The organism is Pseudomonas sp. Au-Pse12 (genome assembly GCF_021341665.1).
In the GTDB taxonomy this organism is placed as follows: Bacteria; Pseudomonadota; Gammaproteobacteria; order Pseudomonadales; family Pseudomonadaceae; genus Aquipseudomonas.
The window spans coordinates 35,291-53,496 of sequence record NZ_JAJTTH010000019.1 but is presented as its reverse complement, the minus strand read 5'-3'; the positions used below and the strand labels follow the sequence as shown (position 1 = coordinate 53,496).

Here is an 18,206-nt window from a genome sequence, read left to right as displayed (position 1 = left end):
GATCATCTTTAAGCCGCTTGTAAATAGTCGGCCGCTTATAACCAGTGATCGCTTCCATTTCAGGAATACGGATGAGAGTGGTGGCCGGATCGCAAAACGATCGGGAGTCTGTAACCAATGGCGGCTTCAAGAAAATATTGCTCATACCTGTTTCTCGTTGTTGATGAGGACGGGAATCAGGTTGGCAGGATGGAACGTGTGCTAATCAACCCCTTTCGGGTGGGCAGTACCTGACGGCCGAGACGATATTGAGTGCCCACCTATGAAGCCTTCTCGGGTGCGCACCATTGCTAGGGCCATTGATTTTATTGGTCCTCTCGGGTGAGAACCTTACGATTTCTAAGGTGAGCAGTACGCATATTTTTGGGGCGCAGGATAAGGTCAACAGCTTCAGATTCTCGCCCCGAGGCCCCCTTACTCTTCAGGTACTCAATAATCTGGTCACGCCTGGGCGCGGTGCTTGGATCATCTTCATCATAGGTAGACCAGAAATGTTTGATCGCCTCCTCGACGAACTCCAACCCTTCCGACTTATGGGAAAAGTTGGGGAGAGCTAATACCGTCTGAGACTGAACGACCGTAATAGGTTTAGGTGGTTGTGGGTCACTCAACTGACTAGTTACGGGGCGAGGCGGACGAGTCACTTGGACATTCGCATTTGAAACCCATGACATGAGAGAGGCGCGGGTAATAATTGTCTCAGCCATGCTAATTTCAGCTTCGCGCTGAGAAGGGCGAACTACTTGAAGCTCTCGGCTAACCGAGATATTTCCATTCCAATCTGTGCCCTCTACCTCCACGTACCCCATACATATCACGGGCGAAATCAGTCCTTGGCGAATAGCAGACACAATGCCAAGAGCGTGACCATGAGATTTCTTCCAACGTGAAAGGTTTAGCCTCTTGGCTTGCGCCAGCGTTTCACAATCAAACGGATCGATCATTGCTAGAAGAAGGGCTGCCTGCTCAACAGTGAACTCCATTACGGCTTTCCAGTGATCTAGGTTCGGGAGCGTTTCCTTAGACAAGTAGCCGTCTATGTCATCAAAGCTATCAAAATCCTGCATTTCATCCGCCCCCTTAGCACGTGAACCCTAGCCAGCCCCTGGCTATCCAAACAGTGTTACTTCTCAGTCTATACCTGTCTCCTTGCCATACCAAAGATCAGCCGCGCTTAACAAACCTTCCATTTACTGCATTCGCCACGTGGTTGGTCCGATGAGCGAAGTCGTAGGGCGTTATGTGACACTCGCGGTTCGCATCCAGATAGTCAGCCCACCATTGGACCATTAGTCGGCGTTCCTCAATGTACTCGGCTTTGTGGATGTACGCCGCCCGCACACTGTTGCGCTCCTGGTGGCTCATCTGGCGCTCTACCGCGTCCTTGCTCCATAGCCCCGACTCGACGAGGGCGGAACAGGCTATGGCCCTGAACCCGTGCCCGCACACCTCAGTCTTGGTGTCGTAGCCCATGCGTCGAAGCGCCTTGTTCACTGTGTTCTCGCTCATCGGCTTCCAGTGGTTGCTATCACCCGCGAACACCAGGTCAAAGCGGCCGGTGAGCTGACGCACCTGCTCGAGCGTGGCCAGAGCCTGGCGACTGAGAGGTACCAGGTGGGGCGTGCTCATCTTGGAACCTCGGTGGGAGTTCTTCACACCCTCGATCTGCTGGCGCTCGCCAGGGATCTCCCACATGGAGCGGCCGGTGTCGATTTCTGGCCAGCGAGCGAACCGCAGCTCACTGGACCGGATGAAGACCAGCAGGGTGAGCTGTGTTGCCAGCCGGGTCAGCGGGCGACCGGTGTCGCTATCGATTCTTTGCAGCAGCTCAGGCAGACGATCCAGCGCCAGCGCAGGTCGGTGGATTGTTTTGCGCGTTGCGGTGGCGCCCTGCAGGTCCACGGCCGGGTTCGTGTCTATATGGCCATGCTGGACGGCCATGCGCATGATCCCTGTCATGTACTGCCGCAGCCGGCTGGCAGTATCCAGAACTTCACGCTTCTCCACGGCCTTGAGCGGCGCCAGAAGGTCGCGGGTCTTCAATCCAGCCACCGGGCGCTGGCCCAGGGCCGGGAGCAGGTAAGTTTCGATCCGCCGCCAAACCGTCGCGGCATGGCCTGGAGACCATTTCTTCGAACATGCCTCGTGCCAATCCTTGGCCAGCACGCCAAAGGTGTTGGCCCTGGCATTCGCCGCCTCAATCTTTCCTTGCCTGGCGTTCTCGATCGGGTCTCTACCATGCGCCAGCAACTCCAGAGCTTCGGCACGGCGCTCCCGTGCTGCCTTTAAGGTCAACGCTGGATAGTTGCCGAAGGTGGCCAGCCCTTCCCTGCCATCAGGCCGCTTGAACTTCATGCGCCAGATTTTGCTGCCGTTCTTCTTGACCAGCAGGAACAGGCCCTGCCCGTCGAACAGGGTGTAGTCCTTGTCTCGCGGCTTGGCGGCCTCGCATTTGGGGTCTGACAGGGGGGTAACGGTGCGTGCCATAGGTATACGTTTTCTCGTCGAACCGGCGTATACCCTAACGTATACCTAAAACAGGTATATACCTAGAGACAAAACGAGACAGGCAGAAACAAGAAAGCCCGCACTAGGCTGGCTTTTCAGGGGTTCCGTATACAGGGGGAGACGTATCGGAACAGCTTGATGGTGCCGGTGACAGGAATCGAACCTGCGACCTTCGCGTTACGAGTGCGCTGCTCTACCGACTGAGCTACACCGGCGTGGGCTAAAACCTAGCACCAGTCTCCTGGGCCGACAACCGAGAGGCTTTTAGCGTAGATAGCAAAACGCCCCGAACCAGTCGGGGCGCTTGCTTGTTCAGCGTAAGGCTAAAGGACGATTAAACGCCCGAAGCCTTGGCTGCTGCCACGTCTTTGATGGACAGCTTGATGCGGCCGCGGTTGTCCACGTCCAGTACCAGCACTTCCACTTCCTGGCCTTCTTTCAGGATGTCGGTGACTTTCTCAACGCGAGCGTCGCTCAGCATGGAGATGTGCACCAGACCGTCCTTGCCCGGCAGGATGTTGACGAAGGCGCCGAAGTCGACGATACGCTCAACCTTGCCGACGTAGATCTTGCCGATCTCGGCTTCCGCGGTGATGCCCAGAACGCGCTGACGCGCGGCCTCTGCAGCTTCCTTGGTTTCGCCGAAGATCTTGATCGAACCGTCGTCTTCGATGTCGATCGAAGCCTTGGTTTCTTCGCAGATCGCGCGGATGGTGGCGCCGCCTTTACCGATGACGTCACGGATCTTGTCGGTGTCGATCTTCATCGCGATCATGGTCGGAGCGTTGGCCGACAGTTCGGTACGGGATTGACCGATGATCTGGTTCATCTGACCGAGGATGTTCAGGCGAGCTTCCAGGGCCTGGCCCAGGGCGATCTCCATGATTTCTTCGGTGATGCCCTTGATCTTGATGTCCATCTGCAGCGCGGTGACACCTTTGGCGGTACCGGCTACCTTGAAGTCCATGTCGCCCAGGTGGTCTTCGTCACCCAGGATGTCGGTCAGGACGGCGAACTTCTCGCCTTCTTTAACCAGGCCCATGGCGATACCGGCAACCGGCGCCTTCATCGGTACACCAGCGTCCATCAGTGCCAGGGAAGCACCGCACACGGAAGCCATGGAGCTGGAACCGTTGGATTCGGTGATTTCCGACACCACGCGAATGGTGTAAGGGAACACGTCAGCGGCTGGCAGCATGGCCTGGACCGAACGACGGGCCAGACGGCCGTGACCGATTTCACGACGGCCCGCGCCGCCCATACGACCACACTCGCCCACCGAGAACGGAGGGAAGTTGTAGTGCAGCATGAAGGGGTCTTTCTTCTCGCCTTCCAGGGTGTCCAGCAGCTGTGCGTCACGGGCAGTACCCAGGGTCGCAACCACCAGAGCCTGAGTTTCGCCACGGGTGAACAGGGCCGAACCGTGGGTCTTCGGCAGTACGCCGACTTCGATGTTCAGCGGACGTACGGTGCGGGTGTCGCGGCCGTCGATACGTGGCTTGCCGTTGACGATGTTTTCGCGAACGGTGCGGTATTCGATCTCGCCGAAAGCGGCTTTGACGTCGGCAGCCGAAGGCTGGCCTTCTTCACCGGAGAGCTTGGCGACCACTTGGTCTTTCAGCTCGCCCAGGCGCGCGTAACGGTCGGCCTTGACGGTGATGGTGTAAGCCTGGGAGATGGCTTCGCCGAACTCGGCACGGATAGCGCCCAGCAGTTCGGTGGCTTCTGGGGCAGCAGCCCAGTCCCAGGTCGGCTTGGCAGCTTCGGCAGCCAGCTCTTTGACAGCCTTGATCACCGATTGGAATTCGTCGTGGGCGAACAGTACCGCGCCCAGCATCTGGTCTTCGGTCAGCTCTTTGGCTTCCGACTCAACCATCAGTACGGCTTCTTCGGTACCGGCCACGACCATGTCCAGGCTCGAAGCAGCCAGTTGTTCGTAGGTCGGGTTCAGCAGGTAGCCGGTGCTTTCGTGGAAAGCCACGCGAGCGGCGCCGATCGGGCCGTCGAAAGGAATGCCGGAGATCGCCAGGGCAGCCGAGGTACCGATCATCGCAGCGATGTCCGGATCGGTCTTCTTGCTGGTAGAAACCACGGTGCAGACAACCTGCACTTCGTTCATGAAGCCTTCTGGGAACAGAGGGCGGATCGGACGGTCGATCAGACGCGAGGTCAGGGTTTCTTTCTCGGAAGGACGGCCTTCACGCTTGAAGAAACCGCCAGGGATCTTACCGGCAGCGTAAGTCTTTTCCTGGTAGTGCACGGACAGAGGGAAGAAGCCCTTGCCTGGATCCGCTTGCTTGGCGCCAACCACGGTCACCAATACGCTGACGTCGTCGTCAACGGTGACCAATACTGCGCCGGAGGCTTGACGGGCGATACGGCCAGTCTCGAGGGTTACGGTCGACTGACCGAACTGGAATTTTTTGATTACCGGGTTCACGGTGTCCTACCTTCTTTGTGGCTCTTGGGGAAACTTGCTTCTTGCGAAATTCTTGGGCAATGCGGGGAATCGGCCCAGCCTTTATTGTCCAGGTAAAACGGTGCAGCAGATAAAACTTGAGGCTGGAAGCCTGCCATACGCCGGCGGAAAAACCGCTGACGCATGGCAAACAACCAACCTCATAGCGCAATCGCTGATTAGCGACGCAGACCCAGACGACCGATCAGGGTGCTGTAACGGCTCAGGTCTTTGCCTTTCAGGTAGTCCAGCAGCTTACGACGCTGGTTTACCATGCGGATCAGGCCACGACGGGAGTGGTGGTCTTTACCATTGGCTTTGAAGTGACCTTGCAGTTTGTTGATGTTGGCGGTCAGCAGTGCAACTTGCACTTCTGGCGAACCAGTGTCACCAACAGCTTGCTGGTAGTCGGTTACGATCTGAGCTTTTTCTTCAACGCTGAGTGCCATGTGGGCAATCCTTATATCAGGAAACTGTTCAAGAACAGTTTCAACAGGCCAGGGACAAATCCCTGTATCTATAAATGAGTAGTGACCGTGCCTGTTAACAGCCACCCTCGTCCGGTCATTCTGACCGAATCAGTCGACGCGGCGCGATGCGCCCGTCTTCGCTCACTTCACCGATACCGATGAAGCGACCGTTGTGATCCTGTACCCGCACCATGCCGAACTTCGGTGCATCTGGCGCACGCACCGGCTGGCCATTGAGCCAGTAGAACGCGCTGTGCTCCGAAAACTGCAGCAGCGGCCAATCCAGCAGGCCGCTGTCCGATGGCATCAGGAAGCGGTCTACCGCTTCGTTGCCGCCTTCGGCGTGCACTGCCTCAAGCTCTTCCAGGGTGACCGTCTGGGCCAGGCTGAAAGGTCCGGCCTGGGTCCGTCGCAGTTCTGCAACGTAAGCACCACAGCCGAGTTTTTCACCAATATCTTCTACCAGGGTACGGATATAGGTGCCTTTGCTGCAGTCCACCGCCAGGCGCGCAGTGTCGCCTTCACAGGCGAGTAATTCCAAGCGCGCAATAGTAACAGAACGCGGTTCACGCTCCACCACTTCCCCTGCACGAGCCAGTTTGTAGAGTGGCTGGCCATCACGCTTGAGGGCGGAGTACATCGGTGGTATCTGTTTGATTTCGCCACGAAATTCCGGCAATACCGCCTCGATATCGGCACGACCAACGGTCACTTCACGGGTCTGTAAAACTTCGCCTTCAGCGTCCGCGGTGGTGGTGGTCTTGCCCAACTGCGCCAGGGTTTCGTAACCCTTGTCGGAATCGAGCAGGTATTGCGAGAACTTGGTGGCCTCGCCGAAGCACAGCGGCAACACACCAGTAGCCAAGGGGTCGAGGCTGCCGGTATGACCGGCTTTCTCGGCATTGAGCAACCAGCGGACCTTCTGCAGCGCCGCGTTGGAGGTGAAGCCCAGCGGCTTGTCCAGGAGGATGATGCCGCTGACGTTACGACGGATACGCTTGACCTGAGCCACCGCTTACTCCTTGGCGTCTTCAGGGGCAGGCGCGTCGCCATGCTGGCTGTCTTCAGCCACGGCACGCTCGATCAGGGCCGACAGGTGTGCCCCGCGGGCCACGCTCTCGTCGTAATGGAAGTGCAGTTGCGGCACGCTGCGCAGCTTCATTTCCTTGGCCAGTTGCATGCGCAGGAACCCTGCCGCCGAGTTCAGCACCTTGATGCTCTGGGCGATCTCTTCGGCGTTTTCCTGGCCCATCACGGTGATGAAAATCTTCGCGTGACCGACATCGCGGCTGACTTCCACGGCGGTGATGGTCACCAGGCCGACGCGTGGATCCTTGACTTCACGACGGATCAGTTGCGCCAGTTCGCGCTGCATCTGATCACCAATGCGTTGGGTACGGCTGTATTCTTTTGCCATGTCTTGTTACCTGTTACTGCCTCACGGTGAAACCCGTGTGGTCTGAAAGCGGCAAACGCCCGGCCTGGCAGGAGCCAGACCGGGCGTTGCGTTTAGAGGCCGCTGGAGGCGCCGAGCACTTGCATGCGGCGGGCCACCAGGGCTCTTGAAGTGCGCGAGTTAGAGGCTGCGAGCAACCTGGACCTTCTCGAAGACTTCGATCTTGTCGCCGACTTTGACGTCGTTGTAGCTCTTCACGCCGATACCGCATTCCATGCCGGCACGCACTTCGGACGCGTCATCCTTGAAGCGGCGCAGGGATTCCAGCTCGCCTTCGAAGATAACGATGTCTTCACGCAGTACGCGGATTGGACGGTTACGGTGCACGACACCTTCGATGACCATGCAACCGGCGATCGCACCAAACTTCGGCGAGCGGAACACGTCGCGAACTTCGGCAACACCCAGGATGTTCTCCCGAACGTCGCTGCCCAACATACCGGTCAGGGCTTTCTTGACGTCTTCGATGATGTCGTAGATCACGTTGTAGTAACGCATATCCAGACCTTCCTGCTCGACGATCTTCCGTGCGCCGGCATCGGCACGCACGTTGAAGCCGAACAGTACAGCGTTGGAGGCCAGTGCCAGGTTGGCGTCGCTTTCGGTGATACCACCGACACCGCCGCCGACTACGCGCACTTGCACTTCGTCGTTGCCCAGGCCATTCAGAGCGCCTTGCAGAGCTTCCAGCGAACCACGGACGTCGGACTTGAGGACGATGTTGAGCGTCTTCTTCTCTTCCTGGCCCATGCTTTCGAAGATGTTTTCCAGCTTGCCGGCGTGAGCACGGGCCAGCTTGACTTCGCGGAACTTGCCTTGACGGAACAACGCCACTTCACGGGCTTTCTTCTCGTCGGCCACTACGCTCATCTCGTCGCCAGCGTCCGGGGTACCGTCCAGGCCGAGGATCTCGACCGGAATGGAAGGACCGGCTTCCTTGATTGGCTTGCCGTTCTCGTCGAGCATGGCGCGCACGCGGCCGTAGTTCGAGCCGACCAGCACCATGTCGCCTTGACGCAGCGTACCGTCCTGAACCAGCACGGTGGCTACCGGGCCGCGGCCCTTGTCGAGACGGGATTCAACCACGACGCCGCGGCCTGGAGCCGAAGGAGTCGCCTTGAGTTCCAGTACTTCGGCTTGCAGCAGAACAGCTTCCAGCAGGTCGTCGACACCGGTCCCCATTTTCGCGGAAACCGGTACGAACGGCGTATCGCCACCCCAATCCTCGGACGTTACGCCGTGAACCGAGAGCTCACTGCGGATACGGTCCAGATCGGCGCCTGGCTTGTCGATCTTGTTCACCGCAACCACCAGCGGTACGCCGGCAGCTTGTGCGTGCTGAACGGCTTCAACGGTCTGCGGCATCACGCCGTCGTCCGCTGCAACCACCAGGATCACGATGTCGGTGGCCTTGGCACCACGGGCACGCATGGCGGTAAACGCGGCGTGACCAGGGGTGTCGAGGAAGGTGACCATGCCGCGCTCGGTTTCTACGTGGTAGGCACCGATGTGCTGGGTAATGCCACCGGCTTCGCCCGCGGCCACTTTGGCGCGACGGATGTAGTCCAGCAACGAGGTCTTACCGTGGTCAACGTGGCCCATTACGGTCACGACCGGCGCACGGGCAACCGCTTCACCTTCGAACTTCAGGGACTCGGCCAGGGAATCTTCCAGGGCGGTGTCGCTGACCAGGGTCACTTTGTGGCCCAGTTCTTCAGCGACCAGCTGGGCAGTTTCCTGATCCAGAACCTGGTTGATGGTGGCTGGAGTGCCCAGTTTGAACATGAACTTGATAACTTCGGCAGCCTTGACCGACATCTGCTGGGCCAATTCGCCCACAGTGATGGTCTCGCCGATCTGCACGTCACGTACCACTGGCCCGGTTGGGCTCTGGAAACCGTGCGCGTTGCGCTTCTTCAGCTTGGCCTTGCCGCGACCACCACGACGGAAGCCATCGCTTTCTTCGTCGGTAGTACGTGGGGCAACGCGAGGCGCAGGCGCCTTTTCCTTGACCGAAGCACGATGTGGAGCGTTTTTGCGCTCGCCATCGCCGCCACGACGGTTATCGTCGTTACGGGTCTTGTCCGGACGGCGCTGTTCGTCTTTCTTGCGCACGTCAGCTGCCGGAGCCGCAGCGGCCACCGGAGCGTCTTGCACAGGCTCGACTACAGGCGCTGGAGCAGGAGCAGAAGCTGCTGCTTGCGCGGCAACTGGCTCGGCAACCGGAGCAGGCTGGCGACGCGCTTCTTCTTCGGCGCGACGCTTGGCTTCTTCTTCAGCCTTCTGACGAGCAGCATTTTCTACTGCACGACGTTCTTCCAGTTCACGTTGACGCTCGGCTTCGATCTCTTCCGGGCTGCGCTGTACGAAGACTTTCTTCTTGCGCACTTCAACGCTGATGCTCTTGCTGCCAGCAACCCGCAGGGTGCTGGTGGTCTTGCGCTGCAAAGTAATCTTGCGTGGTTCTTCCACTTTCGCCTTGTGGCTGCTTTTCAGGTGAGTCAGCAACGACTGCTTCTCACTGTCGCTCACATGTTCCTCGGCGGCGGTGTGCGGCAGACCTGCCTCACGCATCTGCTGCAGCAGGCGCTCTACCGGTGTTTTGACCTCATCGGCCAGTTGTTTCACCGTGACTTGCGTCATGCACTTCTCTCCTCAGGCCGCGCCTAATTACTCGAACCAGTGGGCTCGGGCGGCCATGATCAACTTGCCGGCACGATCATCGTCAATGCCGTCGATGTCGAGCAGGTCGTCAATAGACTGCTCGGCCAGGTCTTCGCGGGTAATTACGCCGCGCACCGCCAGTTCCATCGCCAAATCCTTGTCCATACCCTCAAGCGAGAGCAGGTCTTCGGCCGGATGGGCGTCTGCCAGCTTTTCCTCAGTAGCGATGGCTTTAGTCAACAAGCGATCCTTGGCCCGAGCGCGAAGCTCGTTGACGATATCCTCGTCAAAGCCGTCGATGTTGAGCATTTCTTCCAGCGGTACGTAGGCAATCTCTTCCAGGCTGGTGAAGCCTTCATCAACCAGAACCTGTGCCAGTTCTTCATCCACTTCCAGCTCGTCGATGAAGTTGCGCAGGATGTCGCCGGTTTCTGCTTGCTGCTTGGCCTGGATGTCCGATTCGGTCATCACGTTCAGGGTCCAGCCAGTCAATTGGCTGGCCAGACGCACGTTCTGACCACCGCGACCGATGGCTTGAGCCAGATTGTCTGCGCCAACGGCGATGTCCATGGCATGGGCATCTTCGTCGACGATAATTGCCGCGACTTCAGCCGGCGACATGGCGTTGATCACGAACTGCGCAGGGTTCTCGTCCCACAGGACGATATCCACACGCTCGCCACCCAACTCACCGGATACGGCCTGGACACGCGAACCGCGCATACCAATGCACGCGCCTTGCGGGTCGATGCGCTTGTCCTTGGAGCGAACTGCGATCTTGGCGCGCGAACCCGGATCACGGGAGGCGGCCATTACTTCGATCAGGCCTTCGGCAATTTCCGGCACTTCGATACGGAACAGCTCGATCAGCATTTCCGGTGCGGTACGCGACAGGATCAGCTGCGGGCCGCGGTTCTCGGTGCGGATTTCCTTGAGCAGCGCGCGCAGACGCACGCCAACCCGGAAAGTCTCACGGGAGATGATGTCTTCACGGGCCAGCAACGCTTCGGCGTTGTTACCCAGGTCGACGATCACGTTGTCACGTGTCACTTTTTTCACGGTGCCGGAGATGATTTCACCCAGGCGCTCGCGATAGGCATCAACTACCTGTGCGCGCTCGGCTTCGCGAACTTTCTGCACGATGACCTGCTTGGCGGTCTGGGCAGCGATGCGGCCGAACTCGATGGATTCGATTTTTTCTTCAATCACATCACCGACTTTGGCGTCGGGATGGGTTTCGCGAGCTTTGCTCAACCAGGTCTCGACCGCTGGATCATCCAGGTCGGCTTCTTCGACCACCGTCCAGCGACGGAAAGTCTCGTAGGAACCGGTGTGGCGATTGATTTCCACACGCAGGTCCACTTCGTCTTCAAAACGCTTTTTGGTAGCAGTGGCCAGGGCCAGCTCCAGCGCTTCAAAAATTACGCTTGCCGGTACACCCTTTTCATTGGATACCGACTCAACAACCAGCAGTACTTCTTTGCTCATCGTACGCCTCGCCTTTCGCAAGCCATTGGATCCGCGGGATCCGCGTCTCAGTCAAAACTGGGAATTATGTTGGCCTTGTCGATCATATCGATCGGCAACAGGAACTCATGGTCATCCACTTGCACCACGACATCCTGTTCCTCCACCCCGCGGAGAAGGCCCTGAAAATTACGCCGACCTTCGAAGGGCGAGCGCAGTTTGATCTTCACTTGCTCACCGACATACTTGGCAAACTGCTCAAGAGTGAACAGTGGGCGTTCCATGCCAGGAGAGGAAACTTCAAGGGTGTATTCAACGGAGATCGGATCTTCCACGTCGAGAACACCACTGATCTGACGGCTGACGATGGCACAATCGTCCACCAGCACGCCGCCTTCTTTATCGATATAAACGCGCAACAATGAGTGGCGACCCTGAGCCGAAAACTCAATACCCCAGCATTCATAGCCAAGGGCCACGACCACCGGGGCCAACAAGGCCTGCAACTGTTCTAGCTTGCTCGACACCTGAACCCCCTCGTGCATGCTTGTGCAAATAAAAAATGGGCGAAGCGCCCATCCCGGAAACGCCGTTGAATAGCGGCGTTGTAAAGTGTCCAGCTAACAAAAAGCCCCTGAAAAGGGGCTCCGCTAAAACTGGTTGCGGGGGCCGGATTTGAACCGACGACCTTCGGGTTATGAGCCCGACGAGCTACCAGACTGCTCCACCCCGCGACAAAGCTGGGGCGGAAGTATACGACTGATCCCCTTTAGGGTCAATGTAACCTTCCACCTACAAGAAAGCCCGCAACAGCGGGCTCTCCTGATAATTGGTACCGAGAAGGGGACTCGAACCCCTACACCCTATGGGCACAACCACCTCAAGGTTGCGTGTCTACCAATTCCACCACCTCGGCATAGACTACGTTACTGCGTGAAACCCTTCTTACTTCTGCTCTGGAGCTGGAGGTACGTCAGTCGCGCTGTTGGCCGACTTTTGCTCTTGGAGCACCGGGACATCATCAGAAGCCGGTTTTTGCTTTGGTACTTCAAGTACTGCTGGATCTGGCAAACCTACTTGAGTCAGCTGATGAGCTTTCTCTTTAGCAAAGTAACCTAACCCTAAGCTGGTTATGAAGAAACCGGCGGCAAGTATAGCAGTAAACTTACTAAGAAAGGTAGAGGAACCTTGGCTTCCGAACACAGTATTTGAAGCACCTGCTCCGAAAGACGCGCCAGCATCCGCACCTTTACCCTGCTGCAGCAAAACCAGAGCAACTACGCCCAAGGCACCCAGCAGATGAAAAACGACTACGACTGTTTCCAGCATTTTTTCAGTTTCCCGCGGCGCGACAGATCGCACCGAACTCATCTGCATTCAGGGAGGCTCCACCAATGAGCCCCCCATCGATATCCGGCATGCCGAACAGTTCGACCGCATTGGCCGCCTTCACGCTGCCGCCGTATAGAAGCCGCACTCCTCGTGCCACTTCAGAATTCTCTGCCGCCAACTGCGCGCGAATGGCTGCATGCACATCCTGCGCTTGTTGCGGTGTTGCAGTCAGCCCGGTACCAATGGCCCAGACCGGCTCGTAAGCGATAACAGCATTGGCGAACGCACCAACACCCAACTCTTCGATGATGCTGCCCAGCTGACGCCCGACAACCTCTAGAGTCTTCCCGGCTTCGCGCTGCTCGAGAGTTTCCCCTACACACAGAACCGGCTTCAAACCACAGGCTTGTGCCGCTGCGAACTTGCGGTTGAGAGTCGCGTCACGCTCGCCCATGATCAGGCGACGCTCGGAGTGCCCAACCAGCACCAGGGAACAACCTGCATCCACCAACTGACTCGGGGCGATCTCGCCCGTCAACGCACCTTGCATGGACTCCACCGCAGAGTTCTGCGCGCCGACCTGAATCGACTTGCCCTTCAGGCCATCAATCACTTGATTGATATGCAAGCAAGGCGGGAATACCGCGACATCAACACCGCTTGGCAAGGCCAGATGACGAAGGCCATTGATCAGCTCAGCGACGCTGGCGCGGGTACCGTGCATCTTCCAGTTACCAGCTACCATAGGGCGACGCATGCTGTACCTCGTCGGTCAAAGTGGGCGCAGATGTTACCCAACCAAAACAACACTGGCAAGCCGAAATCAGGCAGAAACTTCAGCAACCAGTTTCGCCAGCTCATCGGCATAAGCACGAACCAGAGCTTCGTCATCACCTTCGACCATCACACGCACCAACGGCTCGGTACCCGATTTGCGCAACAGGACCCGGCCACGCCCCGCCATGGCGGCGGTGACGCGCTCGCAAGCTTCTTTCACGGCCGGGTGCTCGACAGGGCTCTCGCCACCGCCAAAACGCACATTGACCAGCACCTGGGGACACTTGCGCAGCCCCTGACGGGACTGGGCCAGGCTCTCACCACGAGCCTTGAGCGCCATCAGCACCTGCAGCGCGGCAATGATCGCATCGCCGGTAGTTGCATGGCGGAAGCACACGATATGCCCAGAGTTCTCGCCACCCACCAGCCAGTTGCGCTCAAGCAACTCGGCGATGACATAACGGTCACCGACATTAGCCCGAACAAAAGGAATGCCCAGGTCCGCCAGGGCCAACTCAAGCCCCAGGTTGCTCATGAGCGTACCGACCACGCCACCTTGCAGCTTGTCGCGCTCGTGCAAGTCACGAGCAATGATGAACAGCAGTTCGTCACCATCAACAATCGCGCCGGTCTGATCGACCATCAGCACCCGGTCGCCATCGCCATCAAAGGCGATCCCCAGATCCGCATGCTCAGCCAGGACCGCTGCCTGCAGCTGCGACATATGGGTCGAACCGCAGTTTTCGTTGATGTTCAAACCATTGGGCTGCGCAGACAGCACAGTGACTTGCGCACCCAACTCACGGAATACGCTCGGCGCCACCTTGTAGGTCGCCCCGTGGGCGCAGTCGAGGACAATCTTCAAGCCAGAGAAGCTGGTGCTGGAAGGCACGCTGCTTTTACAGAACTCAATATAGCGCCCGGAAGCGTCATTGATCCGCGACACCTTGCCGAGCCTGCTCGACTCGACCACGGTCATCGGCGCATCCAGCAACTCTTCGATCATCAGCTCGACTTCGTCAGGCAACTTGGTGCCCTCACCCGAAAAGAACTTGATGCCGTTATCGTCATGAGGATTGTGCGAGGCGCTGATAACGATGCCCGCTTCGGCATGAAAAGTACGCGTCAGATAGGCGATTGCCGGGGTCGGCATCGGCCCCAGCAGCATCACGTCCGCACCGGCAGCCGACAAGCCCGCCTCCAGGGCTGACTCGAACATGTACCCGGAAATACGCGTGTCCTTGCCCACCAGCACACGACAAGCGCCCATGCTGCGGAACGCCATACCGGCAGCCCAGCCCAGCTTGAGCATGAAATCAGGAGTGATCGGGAACTCGCCCACGCGACCACGGATGCCGTCGGTGCCAAAGTATTTCTTAGTCATAAGTGCTCCATCATTCTTATTCGGCGGATTCCACTGCCGCAATCATTCGCACCACATCCACGGTCTCGGCGACATCATGCACGCGGATAATTTTCGCCCCCTTGGCCACTGCCAGGGCCGCGAGCGCCAGACTGCCGTGCAATCGCTCACCCACGGGGCGGCTCAAGGCCTGACCAATCATGCTCTTGCGCGATACCCCAACCAGCAGAGGCCGCCCAAGAGCATGCAAGGCATCCATATGCTTGAACAGGCTCAGGTTGTGCTGCAGAGTCTTGGCGAAACCGAAACCCGGATCGAGAACGATCCGTTCCGGCCCAATGTCCACAGCCGCGCATTGAGCCATGCGCTCAGCCAGGAACTCGCTCACCTCACGGGTGACGTCCTGATAATGCGGGTTGTCCTGCATATCACCCGGTTCACCTAACATGTGCATCAGGCACACCGGCAACCCCGTGGCCGCCGCCGCATCCAGAGCACCGTCTCGGCGCAACGAACGCACGTCATTGATCAACCCAGCCCCCAGACGAGCGGTTTCACGCATGACCGACGGCGTCGAGGTATCAACCGAGATGATGACATCGAGCTCACGGTGAATCCGCTCAACCACAGGCGCGACCCGCTCCAACTCCTCCAGGGGCGATACCGCACGCGCGCCCGGACGAGTGGACTCGCCGCCCACGTCAATCAGCGTAGCACCGGCGACAACCATGGCCTCGGCGTGCTTCAAAGCCAGATCAAGCTGACTGAAGCGACCGCCGTCGGAAAAGGAATCTGGGGTTACATTCAAAATGCCCATGACATGCGCATGGGCCAAATCAAGAACCCGGTTGCCGCAAGGCAACCGGGTGGAGGAAGGAACAGAAGTCATTTAAAACCTTAGTGGTCGGCAGCAGGGCCGCCAATAGGTGTTTCTGGACGTTCATTCTGCACTGCTGGTGGAGTAGTGCCCGAACCGCCCTCCCAATCACGAGGTTCACGCGGAGTACGCCCAGCCATAATGTCGTCAATCTGATCGGCATCGATGGTTTCGTACTTCATCAAGGCGTCCGCCATGGCGTCCAGCTTGTCGCGGTTGTCAGTCAGGATCTGCTTGGCAGTGCCATAGCACTGATCGATGATGCTGCGCACCTCGGAATCGATCAGCTTCGCCGTTTCAGCGGACAAGCTTGCATGCTGGCTACCAGCACTGCGCCCCAGGAACACTTCACCCTCTTCTTCCGCATACATCAGCGGACCGAGCTTCTCGGAGAGCCCCCACTTGGTCACCATGTTTCGAGCGATCTGACTGGCTCGCATGATGTCGTTGGATGCACCCGTGGTAACACCGTCGAAGCCCAGAGTCATTTCTTCAGCAATACGACCACCGTAGAGCGAGCAGATCTGACTGATCAATGCACGCTTGGACAGGCTGTAGCGATCTTCTTCCGGCAGGAACATGGTCACACCCAAAGCCCGACCACGAGGAATGATCGAGACTTTGTAGACCGGATCATGCTCAGGCACTACACGGCCAACAATGGCGTGGCCAGCTTCGTGATAAGCAGTGTTCTGCTTCTCTTTCTCGGACATGACCATGGATTTGCGCTCGGCGCCCATCATGATCTTGTCCTTGGCCAGTTCGAACTCTTTCATTTCGACGATGCGCTTGCCAGTACGCGCGGCAAACAGCGAGGCTTCGTTCACTAGGTTGGCCAGGTCAGCACCGGAGAAACCCGGAGTACCCCGAGCGATTACTGCAGGTGCAACGTCGTCACCCATTGGCACTTTGCGCATGTGCACTTTGAGAATCTGCTCGCGACCACGAATGTCCGGCAGCCCTACCACCACCTGACGGTCGAAACGCCCCGGACGCAGCAGTGCCGGGTCCAGTACGTCAGGACGGTTGGTAGCAGCGATCACGATGATGCCGTCGTTCATTTCAAAGCCGTCCATCTCAACCAGCAATTGGTTGAGGGTCTGCTCACGCTCATCATGACCGCCGCCCATACCGGCACCACGATGACGACCGACCGCATCAATCTCGTCGATAAAGATGATGCAAGGAGCATGTTTCTTGGCCTGTTCAAACATATCGCGAACACGGCTGGCGCCCACACCAACGAACATCTCGACAAAGTCGGAACCGGAAATCGTGAAGAACGGAACCTTGGCCTCGCCGGCAATGGCCTTGGCCAGCAAAGTCTTACCGGTACCTGGTGGCCCGACCATCAGTACACCGCGAGGAATACGACCGCCCAGACGCTGGAACTTGCCTGGATCACGAAGGAACTCAACCAGCTCACCGACTTCTTCCTTGGCCTCGTCGCACCCGGCAACGTCAGCCAACGTGGTTTTTACCTGGTCTTCGGACAGCAGGCGCGCCTTGCTCTTGCCGAAGCTCATCGGCCCGCCCTTGCCTCCTGCACCACCTTGCATCTGGCGCATGAAGAACATGAACACCGCAATGATCACCAGGATAGGGAAGCTGGCGACCAGCAGTTGAGTCCAGATGCTTTGTTGCTCAGGCTGTTTACCCTCGACCACCACGTGGTTATCCACCAGGTCGCCGATCAGGCCATTGTCCTGGATTGCAGGACGGATGGTCTTGAAGCTGTCACCATCATTGCGCTTGCCGGTAATCACGTAGCCATCAACCGCTACGCGCTCGACCTTGCCATCCTTAACTTGCTGGATGAAGTCGGAATAGTTGAGGGTCTGCGGCTCGTTAGGGCTGGAGAAGTTGTTCATCACCGTCACCAGGACGGCGGCGATGATCAACCACAGGATCAGATTCTTTGCCATGTCGTTCAATTAACTACCCTCTGAAGCAAGCTCCGCTACTGGCGCGCGCTTCGCATGATATTCACCGGCCTAACTTACTACATTACCTACAGCTCTGGCAGGCGCTGTCTGTAACCCTATGTGAAACTTAGACTACACAATATGCGCTTAATCTGACGGGGCGAAATACGAAAATCCTATCACCCCAGTCAAAATTCCTACTTACTCACTGCGACCACGGAAGCCGCGTCCCAACAGATATTGCTCCCGAGAACGGTCACGGGAAGATGTCGGTTTACGCATCTGCACTTTCTCGAACATCTGCCGCACGCTCTTGTGGTACTCATCGAAACCTTCCCCCTGGAAGATCTTGATCAGAAAATCACCACCTGGACGTAAGACTCGACCAGCAAGATCCAGCGCCAATTCGCACAGGAACATGGCCCGCGGCATATCCACAGCTGCTAACCCACTCATATTGGGGGCCATATCGGAAATCACAAGGTCAACTTCAGAATTTCCGACAGCTTCGAGAATCTGTGCCAACACCGCATCCTCGGTGAAGTCCCCTTGAATAAAGGTCACATCAGGAATGCTGTCCATTTCCAAGATATCGGACGCAATCAAGCGCCCCTGACCACCAATCAGACGACTGGTCACCTGCGACCAGCCACCCGGGGCAGCGCCCAGATCGATAACACTCATGCCAGGACGGATAAGGCGGTCCTTCTCCTGAATCTCCAGCAGTTTGTAGCTGGCACGGGAACGGTACCCATCTTTTTGCGCCATTTTGACGAATGGGTCGTTGAAGTGCTCTTTCAGCCAGTTATGGCTAGTTTTGGAACGGGCCACGGGCCACCTCAAAATAAAACGGGTCGTGATTAACTGGGCGGTCCCGGACTCGCTCGGGTAAACTGGCCGCCGCTTTTT

Annotated in this window: 15 protein-coding genes and 3 tRNA genes; all 18 read right to left on the bottom strand. The window is 57.9% G+C overall.

Annotation, left to right across the window (positions count from 1 at the left end):
* Window positions 1–305: 305 nt before the first annotated feature.
* Entirely contained in the window at window positions 306–1,067 is a 762-nt protein-coding gene (locus LXM55_RS31095; protein WP_233323920.1) for a hypothetical protein, read from the bottom strand.
* 97 nt (window positions 1,068–1,164) lie between these two features.
* Window positions 1,165–2,487 carry a tyrosine-type recombinase/integrase gene (locus tag LXM55_RS31090; RefSeq protein ID WP_233323919.1) on the bottom strand — a complete coding sequence of 441 codons (1,323 nt, stop codon included), beginning with the start codon at window positions 2,485–2,487 and terminating at the stop codon, window positions 1,165–1,167.
* A gap of 160 nt (window positions 2,488–2,647) precedes the next feature.
* Window positions 2,648–2,723 (bottom strand) — tRNA-Thr (locus LXM55_RS31085).
* 119 nt (window positions 2,724–2,842) lie between these two features.
* Window positions 2,843–4,948: a polyribonucleotide nucleotidyltransferase gene (pnp, locus tag LXM55_RS31080; RefSeq protein WP_041115943.1), complete on the bottom strand. Its 2,106-nt coding sequence runs from the start codon at window positions 4,946–4,948 to the stop codon at window positions 2,843–2,845.
* A 197-nt stretch (window positions 4,949–5,145) separates the two neighbouring features.
* A complete protein-coding gene (gene rpsO / locus LXM55_RS31075) occupies window positions 5,146–5,415 on the bottom strand; it encodes a 30S ribosomal protein S15 (protein WP_011059205.1) in 270 nt (89 codons plus the stop codon).
* A 115-nt stretch (window positions 5,416–5,530) separates the two neighbouring features.
* Window positions 5,531–6,448: a tRNA pseudouridine(55) synthase TruB gene (truB, locus tag LXM55_RS31070; RefSeq protein ID WP_058438936.1), complete on the bottom strand. Its 918-nt coding sequence runs from the start codon at window positions 6,446–6,448 to the stop codon at window positions 5,531–5,533.
* Window positions 6,449–6,451: 3 nt separating this feature from the next.
* Window positions 6,452–6,853, bottom strand: coding sequence for a 30S ribosome-binding factor RbfA (gene rbfA, locus LXM55_RS31065; protein ID WP_016967778.1), 402 nt, complete (start codon window positions 6,851–6,853; stop codon window positions 6,452–6,454).
* 159 nt (window positions 6,854–7,012) lie between these two features.
* The gene (infB, locus tag LXM55_RS31060) at window positions 7,013–9,535 is read right to left on the bottom strand and encodes a translation initiation factor IF-2 (RefSeq protein WP_233323918.1); all 2,523 of its coding nucleotides are present in this window, start codon (window positions 9,533–9,535) and stop codon (window positions 7,013–7,015) included.
* A gap of 27 nt (window positions 9,536–9,562) precedes the next feature.
* A complete protein-coding gene (gene nusA, locus LXM55_RS31055) occupies window positions 9,563–11,044 on the bottom strand; it encodes a transcription termination factor NusA (protein WP_011059201.1) in 1,482 nt (493 codons plus the stop codon).
* Between the two features lie 47 nt (window positions 11,045–11,091).
* Window positions 11,092–11,550, bottom strand: coding sequence for a ribosome maturation factor RimP (gene rimP / locus LXM55_RS31050; RefSeq protein ID WP_041120545.1), 459 nt, complete (start codon window positions 11,548–11,550; stop codon window positions 11,092–11,094).
* Window positions 11,551–11,680: 130 nt separating this feature from the next.
* Window positions 11,681–11,757 (bottom strand) — tRNA-Met (locus LXM55_RS31045).
* 96 nt (window positions 11,758–11,853) lie between these two features.
* Window positions 11,854–11,939, bottom strand: a tRNA-Leu gene (locus tag LXM55_RS31040).
* Window positions 11,940–11,968: 29 nt separating this feature from the next.
* A complete protein-coding gene (gene secG / locus LXM55_RS31035) occupies window positions 11,969–12,352 on the bottom strand; it encodes a preprotein translocase subunit SecG (protein ID WP_015634120.1) in 384 nt (127 codons plus the stop codon).
* 4 nt (window positions 12,353–12,356) lie between these two features.
* Entirely contained in the window at window positions 12,357–13,112 is a 756-nt protein-coding gene (gene tpiA, locus LXM55_RS31030) for a triose-phosphate isomerase (protein ID WP_015634119.1), read from the bottom strand.
* Window positions 13,113–13,178: 66 nt separating this feature from the next.
* The gene (glmM, locus tag LXM55_RS31025; RefSeq protein ID WP_233323917.1) at window positions 13,179–14,516 is read right to left on the bottom strand and encodes a phosphoglucosamine mutase; all 1,338 of its coding nucleotides are present in this window, start codon (window positions 14,514–14,516) and stop codon (window positions 13,179–13,181) included.
* Between the two features lie 16 nt (window positions 14,517–14,532).
* Complete coding sequence (gene folP, locus LXM55_RS31020; RefSeq protein ID WP_233323916.1) at window positions 14,533–15,384, bottom strand: dihydropteroate synthase; 852 nt, start codon at window positions 15,382–15,384, stop codon at window positions 14,533–14,535.
* Between the two features lie 8 nt (window positions 15,385–15,392).
* Window positions 15,393–17,297, bottom strand: coding sequence for an ATP-dependent zinc metalloprotease FtsH (gene ftsH, locus LXM55_RS31015; protein WP_233323915.1), 1,905 nt, complete (start codon window positions 17,295–17,297; stop codon window positions 15,393–15,395).
* A 201-nt stretch (window positions 17,298–17,498) separates the two neighbouring features.
* Window positions 17,499–18,128 carry a 23S rRNA (uridine(2552)-2'-O)-methyltransferase RlmE gene (gene rlmE, locus LXM55_RS31010; protein WP_047283886.1) on the bottom strand — a complete coding sequence of 210 codons (630 nt, stop codon included), beginning with the start codon at window positions 18,126–18,128 and terminating at the stop codon, window positions 17,499–17,501.
* Between the last annotated feature and the right edge of the window lie 78 nt (window positions 18,129–18,206).

Coding starts and splice junctions, on each gene's coding strand:
- secG (WP_015634120.1), bottom strand. CDS start 12,352: ATGCTGGAAACAGTCGTAGTCGTTTTTCATCTGCTGGGTGCCTTGGGC.
- ftsH (WP_233323915.1), bottom strand. CDS start 17,297: ATGGCAAAGAATCTGATCCTGTGGTTGATCATCGCCGCCGTCCTGGTG.
- infB (WP_233323918.1), bottom strand. CDS start 9,535: ATGACGCAAGTCACGGTGAAACAACTGGCCGATGAGGTCAAAACACCG.
- rbfA (WP_016967778.1), bottom strand. CDS start 6,853: ATGGCAAAAGAATACAGCCGTACCCAACGCATTGGTGATCAGATGCAG.
- nusA (WP_011059201.1), bottom strand. CDS start 11,044: ATGAGCAAAGAAGTACTGCTGGTTGTTGAGTCGGTATCCAATGAAAAG.
- LXM55_RS31090 (WP_233323919.1), bottom strand. CDS start 2,487: ATGGCACGCACCGTTACCCCCCTGTCAGACCCCAAATGCGAGGCCGCC.
- tpiA (WP_015634119.1), bottom strand. CDS start 13,112: ATGCGTCGCCCTATGGTAGCTGGTAACTGGAAGATGCACGGTACCCGC.
- glmM (WP_233323917.1), bottom strand. CDS start 14,516: ATGACTAAGAAATACTTTGGCACCGACGGCATCCGTGGTCGCGTGGGC.
- folP (WP_233323916.1), bottom strand. CDS start 15,384: ATGACTTCTGTTCCTTCCTCCACCCGGTTGCCTTGCGGCAACCGGGTT.
- rpsO (WP_011059205.1), bottom strand. CDS start 5,415: ATGGCACTCAGCGTTGAAGAAAAAGCTCAGATCGTAACCGACTACCAG.
- LXM55_RS31095 (WP_233323920.1), bottom strand. CDS start 1,067: ATGCAGGATTTTGATAGCTTTGATGACATAGACGGCTACTTGTCTAAG.